This is a genomic window from Cellulomonas algicola (assembly GCF_003851725.1).
Classification (GTDB): Bacteria; Actinomycetota; Actinomycetes; order Actinomycetales; family Cellulomonadaceae; genus Cellulomonas; species Cellulomonas algicola.
This window is the reverse complement of sequence record NZ_BHYL01000258.1, coordinates 1-9,224: the sequence shown is the minus strand read 5'-3', so window position 1 is coordinate 9,224 and position 9,224 is coordinate 1. Positions and strand designations below refer to the sequence as shown.

The window sequence follows — 9,224 nt, the reverse complement described above, 5'->3', positions numbered from 1 at the left end:
CGGCGCCGGGCGGCCGCCCGGTCCCGGAGGTCCAGGTTCCGGTCCCACCCGAGGACGGGTCCGCGCGTCAGTAGGATGAGCCCGTCGGTCTCGACCGACCGTGCACGGCCCGACGTCCCCCGACGGGAGACCGGGTCCGGCACGTCAGGGCGGGAACGCCGCAGCGCGTCCGCCGTGCTCATCTACGAGAGGTGTGTCTCATGTCGGTTCGTCGCGTCGCCCTCCTGACCGCAGGTGGCTTCGCTCCGTGCCTGTCGTCCGCCGTCGGTGGCCTCATCGAGCGTTACACCGAGATCGCGCCGGACGTCGAGATCATCGCCTACGAGCACGGGTACTACGGCCTGCTGCGCGGCGACAAGATCGTGATCGACGCGGAGACCCGCAGGAAGGCCGGCATCCTGCACCGCTTCGGCGGCTCGCCGATCGGCAACTCGCGCGTCAAGCTCACCAACGCCAAGGACTGCGTCAAGCGCGGCCTGGTGCAGGAGGGCCAGGACCCGCTGCAGGTCGCGGCGGAGCAGCTCAAGGCCGACGGCGTCGACGTGCTCCACACGATCGGCGGCGACGACACCAACACGACGGCCGCGGACCTGGCCGCGTACCTCGCGGACAACGGCTACGGCCTGACCGTCGTCGGCCTGCCCAAGACGATCGACAACGACGTGGTGCCGATCCGCCAGTCGCTCGGCGCGTGGACCGCGGCCGAGGAGGCCGCCGGCTTCGCGGCGAACGTCATCGGCGAGCACCGCTCGGGCCCGCGCATGCTCATCGTCCACGAGGTCATGGGCCGGCACTGCGGGTGGCTCACGGCCGCCGCGGCCGCCGAGTACCGCAAGTGGCTCGACCAGCAGGAGTGGGTCCCGGGCATCGGCCTCACGCGCGAGCGCTGGGACATCCACGCCGTCTTCGTGCCCGAGCTCGCGCTCGACATCGACGCCGAGGCCGAGCGCCTCAAGAAGGTCATGGACACCCAGGGCAACGTCAACATCTTCCTGTCCGAGGGTGCGGGCATGCACGAGATCGTCGAGCAGCTCACCGCGGCGGGCACGCCCCCGGAGCGCGACCCGTTCGGTCACGTCAAGCTCGACACCATCAACCCGGGCCAGTGGTTCGCGAAGCAGTTCGCGGAGAAGCTCGGCGCCGAGAAGACGATGGTCCAGAAGTCCGGCTACTACTCGCGCGCCGCGGCCGCGAACGCCGAGGACCTGCGCCTCATCAAGTCGATGACCGACCTCGCGGTCGAGTGCGCCCTGCGTGGCGAGTCCGGCGTCATCGGCCACGACGAGGAGCAGGGCGACGTGCTGCGCGCCATCGAGTTCCCGCGCATCGCGGGCGGCAAGGCGTTCGACGTCTCGCAGCCCTGGTTCGGCGAGCTGCTGGCGGACATCGGCCAGCCGCTCGTCGCGGCGAGCCACTCATGAGCGTCGAGCCGGACCCGCAGGTGCTCGCCGGGCTGGACGCCTGGCGGGACCTGCCCGCGGGTCAGCAGCCGCAGTGGCCCGACCGGGGTGCGCTCGAGAAGGTGTCGTCGCGGCTCGCCGCGCTGCCGCCGCTGGTCTTCGCGGGGGAGTCGGACGCGCTGCGCGGCCAGCTCGCCGCCGCGGGTCGCGGTGAGGCGTTCCTGCTCCAGGGCGGGGACTGCGCGGAGACGTTCGCCGAGGCGACGGCCGACAACATCCGGAACAAGATCAAGACGATCCTCCAGATGGCCGTCGTGCTGACCTACGGCGCGAGCCTGCCCGTCATCAAGATGGGCCGGATGGCGGGGCAGTACGCCAAGCCGCGCAGCTCGGACTCCGAGACGCGCGACGGCGTGACGCTGCCCGCGTTCCGCGGGGACATCATCAACGGCTTCGACTTCACCTCCGAGGCCCGCGTCCCCGACCCGCAGCGCCTGCTCGAGGCGTACCACACGTCCGCGTCGACGCTGAACCTCATCCGTGCGTTCACGACGGGTGGCTTCGCGTCGCTGCTGCGCGTGCACGAGTGGAACCGCGGGTTCACGACGAATCCCGCGTACTCGCGCTACGAGGAGATCGCCGCCGAGATCGACCGCGCGATCCGGTTCATGGCTGCGTGCGGCGCCGACTTCGACGCGCTGCGCACCGTGGACTTCTTCTCGTCGCACGAGGGGCTGCTGCTCGACTACGAGCGGCCGCTCACGCGCATCGACTCGCGCACGGGCCTGCCGTACGACTGCTCGGCGCACTTCCTGTGGATCGGGGAGCGCACGCGTCAGCTCGACGGTGCGCACGTCGACTACTTCTCGCGCGTGCAGAACCCGATCGGCATCAAGCTCGGGCCGACGTCGACGGGCGACGACGCGCTCGCGCTCATCGACCGGCTGAACCCGAGCGGAGAACCGGGCCGGATCACCTTCATCACGCGCATGGGCGCCGGCAAGGTCCGCGACCTGCTGCCCGCGCTCGTCGAGAAGGTGAGCGCCGACGGGCGTCCCGTGACGTGGGTGTGCGACCCGATGCACGGCAACGGCATCACGTCGGCCACGGGGTACAAGACGCGCCGCTTCTCGGACGTCATGGACGAGGTCGCGGGCTTCTTCGAGGTGCACCGGGCGCTCGGCACCGTGCCGGGCGGCCTGCACATCGAGCTCACGGGCGACGACGTCACCGAGGTGCTCGGCGGCTCGGAGGAGATCGACGACGCGGGTCTCGCGCGTCGCTACGAGACGCTCGTGGACCCGCGGCTCAACCACCAGCAGTCGCTCGAGATGGCGTTCCAGGTCGTGGAGCTGCTCCGCAAGGCCTGACGCACCGCTGCACCGCTGGGGCGGCCGGACGTGGGACACCACGACGGCCGCCCCAGCGTCGTCCTGCGTGCACCTTCGCGGCGCCGAGCGCGCGACGCACGCCTGACGGACGGCGGTCGACGTGCGGCCGTCAGCGGCCGACGTGCCGCGGGTCAGACGACGGTCAGCGTGATGACGGTCCCCTTGGCGACCTTCTGGCCCGACCCGACGCTCTGGTCGCGGACCGTGCCGAAGATGCCGCCCAGGACGTTGCTGCGCTTCGGCTCCATCCCGAGGGCGGTCAGCGCGGCGGCCGCCTCGTCGTACTGCATGCCGATGAGCTTCGGGATCTCGAAGAGCTCGGGGCCCTTGGACACGGTGAGCGTGACCGTGTCGCCGCGGAACAGCTGGGTCTTGTCCGGCGGGTCCTGCGAGATGACGTGACCCGCCTCGACGGTGTCGCTGAACGCCTCGGCGGTCGCCACCTTGAGCCCGAGCCCGTCGAGCGTCGCGGTCGCTCCGTCGAGCGGCTCGTTGACCACGCTGACGACGGTGACGGGCGCGGGGCCCTTCGAGACGACGAGCGCGACCTCGGTGCCGCGCGTGCTGCGGACGCCCGGGTCGGCGGGCGAGCCGTCGGGCAGCGTCGCGCTGATGACGACGCCGTTCGGGACGGTGTCGTGGTACTCGGCGGGCGGGTAGGTCGCCTTCAGCCCGGCGTCGGCGAGCGTCTTCTCGGCGTTCGCCTGGAGCTCGTTCACCACGCCCTGCGGCACGTTCACGTAGTCGGGGCCCTTGGAGACCGTGAGCTCGACGACGCCCTCCTTGCGCACGCGTTCACCGACCGCGGGGTCGCTCGCGACCACGGTCCCGACGGGGGCCGTGGGGTCGAACGCCTCGACCCGGCTGGCGTCCAGCCCGGCGTCGTCGAGGGCGGCCTTCGCCTCGTCCTCGGTCACCTGCAGCACGGACGGGACGGTCGTCCACGCGCCCGGGCCGACCCGCAGGTACCACCACGTGCCCAGCCCGCCGAGCGCGAGGAGCAGCACGAGGAGCATCGCCAGCACGCGGACGCGCCGGCGGCGCGGGGGCGGTGCGGTGTCGACGACGCTGACCGGTGCGGACGGCGGGGCGGCACCGAGGCCGATCGGCAGGGCGACCGTCGCACCGCTCGGGCGCGGGACCGGGAGGCGTGTCGTCTCGTCGGTCGGGACGTCGTCCGTGGGCTCCGCCTCCGCGTCGAGGTCCGTCTCGTCGGGGTCGGTCGCGGCAGGCAGGGCGATGGAGGGTTCCACGTCGGCGCGTCGGGCGAGCGTCTCGGCGTCGAGGGACGCACGGGTGCGCCGCACGAGCGTCAGGGCCGCAGCCGCGTCGAGCGGGCGGTCGTCGGGGGACCGCGCGGCGAGCGCGGCGACGAGCTCGTCGACCTCGGCGGGGAGCCACGACACGGCGTCGGAGGGTGCCGGGATGTCGTTGTTCACGTGCTGGAACGCGACCTGGATCGGCGTCTCGCCCGTGAAGGGCTGGGCGCCGACGAGCATCTCGTACAGGAGGATGCCGCACGCGTACACGTCGGTGCGGGCGTCGCTGGCACCCCGCACCACGAGCTCGGGTGCGAGGTACGCGACCGTGCCGAGCACGGTGCCGGTCGTGGTCGACGTGACCTCGGTGACCGCACGTGCCAGGCCGAAGTCCGCGAGCTTGACCCGGTCGTCGCTCGCCAGCAGCACGTTCTCGGGCTTGATGTCCCGGTGGACGAGGCCGACGCGGTGCGCCGCGGCGAGCGCGTCGAGCACCGCCTCGGTGACGCGCAGGGTCTCGCCGACGGTCAGCGCGCCCTGCTCCGCGATCCGGCGGCGCAGGTTGGAGCCGTCGACGTACTCCATCGTGAGGTAGCTGGTCTCGCCGTCGAGCCCTTGGTCGAAGACCCCGACCAGGCCGGGGTGCGTGAGCCGCGCAGCCGTCCGGGCCTCGCGACGGAACCGCGCGACGAAGTCCGCGCCCGAGGTGCCCTCCGCGAGGTGCGGGTGCATGACCTTGAGGGCGACGTCGCGGTCGAGCCGTCGGTCGACGGCCAGGTAGACGGTCGCCATCCCGCCGCGCGCGATCCGGGAGACGATCTCGTACCGGCCGTCGACCAGGCGGCCGACGAGCGGATCGGTGACGGTGGCTCCCACGCGCAGGAGTCTACGGTCGGGCGTGCCCGGATCGTCGCAGGCAGGGCCCTCAGGCGAAGCGCGTCATGTGCGACTGCACGTTGGCGACGTACTGCTTGGTGTCGGTGAACATGCCGTTGCGCTTCACGGACGACGCGCCCTGGTAGTACCCGGCGATCGCGGTCGGCAGGTCGGGCGCGTTGCGCACGAGCGAGCGCAGGATCGCGACGCCCGCGACGACGTTGTCGTCGGGGTTCAGCAGGTCGAGCGGCCGCCCGACGAGGTCCGACGCCCACTTCCCGGACGACGGGATGACCTGCATGGTGCCGATGGCGTTCGCGGGGGAGACGACGGCGTGGTTGAAGCCGGACTCCTGGAACGCGACGGCGAGCGCGAGCGCCGGGTCGACGCCGTACGCGCGCGCCGTCGCGGTGATCTTGGCCCGCATGTCGGCCTTCGACGGCACGGCGGACGCGCGCAGCGCGGCGAGGTTGGCGTTGGCGGCGGAGACCGTCGCAGCCGGGTACGACCGGCCCGCGAAGGTCGAGCCGACGCTCGTCGCCGCGGCCGGGGCGACGCCCGGGATGGTGAGCGTCTGGCCGATGCGGATGAACGCGCGCGCGTCGAGGCCGTTCGCGGCGACGATCGCGGACACCGTCGTGCCGTAGCGGCTGGCGATCGCGGAGACCGTCTCGCCACCGGCGACGGTGTGCGTCGCGGACGCGGGGGCGGCGGCGACGGCGGGCGTCGCGGCGGCGGCGCTGCCCGCGCCGGCGGCCCCGGGGATGGTGAGCGTCTGCCCCACCCGGATGAAGGCGCGCGCGTCGAGGCCGTTCGCGGAGACGATCGCCGCGACCGTGGTGCCGTGACGGCTCGCGATGTGGCTGACGGTGTCGCCGTTGCGGACGGTGTACGTCGCGGCAGCCGGCGTCGGTGCGGTGGTCGCGGCCGGGGCGACGCGCACCCCGGACGACCCGGTGGGGATCGTGAGCACCTGACCGATGCGGATGAAGGCGCGCGCGTCGAGGCCGTTGGCCTGACGGACGGCCGTGACGGTCGAGCCGTGCCGGGCCGCGATGTGGCTCACGGTGTCGCCGGAGCGGACCGTGACCTGCTCGTCGGCGTGCGCTGCGGTGCCGGTGGCGGTCACGGCGACGGCGGCCACTGCGAGCGTGGCGCCCGTGGCGGTCGCGGTACGGCGCAGGCCGTCGGCGCGGGACGTGGCGAGCGGCGTCATGACGGCCCCCTCAGACGAGTCAGGAGTGACTCGTGGTGCTGGTGTGAAACAAGTGACAGAAAATGACGGTAGCCGAGCGGTCCAGGCAGGGAAAGGCGGGTGGGCGAATTGCGCGGCTGTCATTCGGCGATGCGTACTCTTGACGGGTGAACGACGCATCCGACGCCCTCGACCGCCTCGTCGACGAGTGGCTCACCGTGCCCGACGTGGCCGAGCGCACCGGACTCGACGCCGGGAAGGTGCGGCGCCTGCTCCAGGAACGTCGCCTCGTCGGCGCCCGCCGCGGTGACCCCCGCGTGCTGTCCGTCCCGGCCGCGTTCCTCGTCCCCGGGCACCTCGCGAACCCCGCGCAGCCCACGACGCCCCGCCCGGACGACGCGTGGACGGTGCTCGCCTCGCTGCAGGGCACGCTGACGGTCCTGGCGGACGCCGGTTTCTCGGACGAGGACGCGATCGTCTGGCTCTTCACGCCCGACGACTCGCTGCCGGGCACGCCCGTCGAGGCGCTCCGTGCGGGTCGCAAGACCGAGGTGCGCCGGCGGGCCCAGGCCGAGCTCTGACGAGGACGTCCCGGCCTCGGTCGTCGCGGCCCTCGTCCTGGCCGGTGCCGTCAGGCCCGGCGGTCCACCGCGGCGTGCGCGACCTCCGCGAGGCGTGACGCCGCCGGCTCCGGCCACGCGCGCGCGGCCATGATCGCGAACGCGCGGCCCGCCAGGTCCTCGATCGTGCGCTCGACCTCCTCGACCGCGCCCGTCGACGCGATCGCGTCAGCGAGCCGGGTCACGACGTCGTCCGGCATCGCACGGTCGCCGAGGTGGTCGCGGAGCAACGACACGGTCGCCTCGTCGCCGCGCTCGCGCGCCAGGCGCACGGCGCGGGCGACCAGGACGGTGCGCTTGCCCTCGCGCAGGTCGTCACCCGCGGGCTTGCCCGTCGTCGACGGGTCGCCGAACACCCCGAGCAGGTCGTCGCGCAGCTGGAACGCCTCGCCCAGCGGGAGCCCGATCGCGCGGCACGCGTCCAGGGCCGGCCCGTCCGCGTCGGCGAGCGCCGCGCCGAGCACGATGGGGTGCTCGACGCTGTAGCGCGCGGCCTTCGCCTGGATGACGCGCCGTGCGCGCGCCTCGTCGGCGTCCGGGTCCGCGCCCCAGGGCATCGCCTGCGCGAGGACGTCCAGGTACTGCCCGACGGTCACCTCGGTCCGCATGAGGTCGAAGACCTCGCGCGCGGCCGCCGCCCGGCTCGCGGGGGCGTCGGCGAGCGCGCCGGCGAACTCCTGCTCGCTCGCGACGAGCGCGAGGTCGCCGAGGAGGATCGCCGCCGACGCCCCGAACCGGACCGCGTCGCCCAGCAGACCCTGCTCGGCGTGCAGCCGCTCGAACGCGCGGTGCGCCGACGGCATGCCGCGGCGCGTGTCCGAGTCGTCCATGACGTCGTCGTGGAAGAGCGCCGCGGCCTGGAACAGCTCGAGCGCGGCCCCGACGCGCAGCACCGCCGCGGCCTCGGGCGTCCCGGGCTCCCCGCCGTGCGCACGCCACGACCACCAGCAGAACGCCGCGCGCAGCCGCTTGCCGCCCGAGAGCATGCGGGTCACGGCCGCGACCAGGGGCGCCGTGTCGTCGCCGAGTGCGCCGAGCTCCGTGGTCAGGCGGGCGACGTGCCCCGCGAGCAGCGCGTCGACCTGGGGGCGGACGTCCTCGAGGTCGACGAGCGCGGGTGTGGCGGTCATGCCCCGCAGCCTAGGCGGTCGTCGGGCGCACCTGACCGCCGAGCGTGAGCGTGCGGACGCCGTCCCGGTCGAGGATCCCGACGACCAGGAGCTCGCTGCCGTCACCGCGCGAGAAGGTCGACTGCGCGGCCAGCCCGGGCTCGGGGGCGGGAGGCGACGACTCGCTGAACCCGGCGGCGACGAGCGGTCCGCGCAGCGCCTCGAGCAGCCCTGCGGCGTCCTGCTCGGTGCGGAGGTTGAGGCTGACGTCGAGCAGGTCGGAACCGTCGACGGGGTGCACGGACGACACCAGCACCTCGGCACCGGCGGGCACCGGGAGGAGCGCGGACGGGAAGCCGTCCGCGAGCCGTCCGACGGCCGACGCCGTCGCGCCGTCGTCCGGCAGCAGGGTCTCGCTCGGGGCGGGCTCGGCGGTCAGCGCACGCGTGGGCGAGGCCGTCGGGTCGACCGTCGCGGGAGCGCTCGTGGAGCACGCGGCGACCGCGCCGGCGACGGCGGCGGCGAGCACGGCGGCTGTCCAGGGGCGGGGCACCGCGCCAGGGTAGTCGGCGCCCGGCGGCCCGGCGGCCTGATGGCGCCGTGGCCTGGGGCCAGGCGGCCCGACGGCACGTCGGCCTCCGCCCAGCCGTCCACAGACCCGTCGGCGCGCTTCCCGCCCACAGGGTGCGTCGACGACCGTCCCGGCCGGGTCGGCGCTGCGCTGTGCTGCCGCCATGGACACCACGACCCTGCGCGTCAGCGAGCCCCGCGAGCTGCTGGCCCTCGTCCCGTACCGCCTCGGCTTCCGTCCACGGGACAGCGCGGTCGCCATCAGTCTCCGCCCGCCACGCGGCCAGGTCGGCCTCGTGGTGCGGGTCGACCTCGAGCAGCTCGCCGACCCCGACGACGGCGGACGGTGCGCTCGCGCCCTCGTGGGCCTGCTCGACCAGGACGGGGCACGCCGCGCCGTCCTCGTGCTGTACGTCGAGGACGACCCGCGCACGGGCGGCGCCCGCACGGCGGTACGCGCCGTCGAGGCGCTCCGCGAGGCGGCGGCGGTCCCGTTGGGCGACGTCGTCGTCTGGGTCGTCACCGCGACGGGCTACCTGGCCCTCGACTGCACCGACCACGCGTGCTGCCCGCCCGGCGGCCGACCGTTGCGCGAGCTCGACAGCACGCAGACGAGCGCGCGCATGGTGCTGGCCGGCTCGGCCGTCGCGGGCTCGCGCGGGGACCTCGGACGGATCCGCCGCGCCGACGAGGACGCGCGCCGCGGTGCCGCGCGGACCCGGCGGCGGTGGGAGCGGCGACGTGAGACGGCGACCGCCCAGGGGCCGCGCGAGCTCGCCGCGTGGCGGCACGACTGCCTGGCGG

At 74.2% G+C, this 9,224-nt stretch carries 8 protein-coding genes; 4 read left to right on the top strand and 4 right to left on the bottom strand.

The window, feature by feature from the left end; translation table 11 throughout:
• Window positions 1–200: 200 nt before the first annotated feature.
• Both CTKZ_RS15590 and CTKZ_RS15585 read left to right on the top strand, forming a co-directional pair.
• Entirely contained in the window at window positions 201–1,421 is a 1,221-nt protein-coding gene (locus tag CTKZ_RS15590; protein WP_124343804.1) for a pyrophosphate--fructose-6-phosphate 1-phosphotransferase, read from the top strand.
• A complete protein-coding gene (locus tag CTKZ_RS15585) occupies window positions 1,418–2,770 on the top strand; it encodes a class II 3-deoxy-7-phosphoheptulonate synthase (RefSeq protein ID WP_124343803.1) in 1,353 nt (450 codons plus the stop codon). The genes CTKZ_RS15590 and CTKZ_RS15585 overlap by 4 nt, the downstream gene beginning before the upstream one ends.
• A gap of 152 nt (window positions 2,771–2,922) precedes the next feature.
• Here CTKZ_RS15585 and pknB read toward each other — a convergent pair whose 3' ends face one another.
• Both pknB and CTKZ_RS15575 read right to left on the bottom strand, forming a co-directional pair.
• Window positions 2,923–4,926: a Stk1 family PASTA domain-containing Ser/Thr kinase gene (gene pknB, locus CTKZ_RS15580; RefSeq protein WP_124343802.1), complete on the bottom strand. Its 2,004-nt coding sequence runs from the start codon at window positions 4,924–4,926 to the stop codon at window positions 2,923–2,925.
• A gap of 49 nt (window positions 4,927–4,975) precedes the next feature.
• Entirely contained in the window at window positions 4,976–6,142 is a 1,167-nt protein-coding gene (locus tag CTKZ_RS15575; protein WP_124343801.1) for a LysM peptidoglycan-binding domain-containing protein, read from the bottom strand.
• Window positions 6,143–6,288: 146 nt separating this feature from the next.
• Here CTKZ_RS15575 and CTKZ_RS15570 point away from each other — a divergent pair, with 146 nt between their 5' ends.
• The gene (locus tag CTKZ_RS15570) at window positions 6,289–6,702 is read left to right on the top strand and encodes an Rv2175c family DNA-binding protein (RefSeq protein ID WP_124343800.1); all 414 of its coding nucleotides are present in this window, start codon (window positions 6,289–6,291) and stop codon (window positions 6,700–6,702) included.
• 50 nt (window positions 6,703–6,752) lie between these two features.
• On the opposite strand, the gene CTKZ_RS15565 is transcribed toward CTKZ_RS15570, so the two are convergent.
• Both CTKZ_RS15565 and CTKZ_RS15560 read right to left on the bottom strand, forming a co-directional pair.
• Window positions 6,753–7,871: a polyprenyl synthetase family protein gene (locus CTKZ_RS15565; protein WP_124343799.1), complete on the bottom strand. Its 1,119-nt coding sequence runs from the start codon at window positions 7,869–7,871 to the stop codon at window positions 6,753–6,755.
• Window positions 7,872–7,881: 10 nt separating this feature from the next.
• Window positions 7,882–8,403: a hypothetical protein gene (locus CTKZ_RS15560; RefSeq protein WP_124343798.1), complete on the bottom strand. Its 522-nt coding sequence runs from the start codon at window positions 8,401–8,403 to the stop codon at window positions 7,882–7,884.
• Window positions 8,404–8,584: 181 nt separating this feature from the next.
• Here CTKZ_RS15560 and CTKZ_RS15555 point away from each other — a divergent pair.
• A partial coding sequence (locus CTKZ_RS15555; protein ID WP_124343797.1) for a DUF4192 family protein occupies window positions 8,585–9,224 on the top strand: 640 nt, incomplete at its 3' end.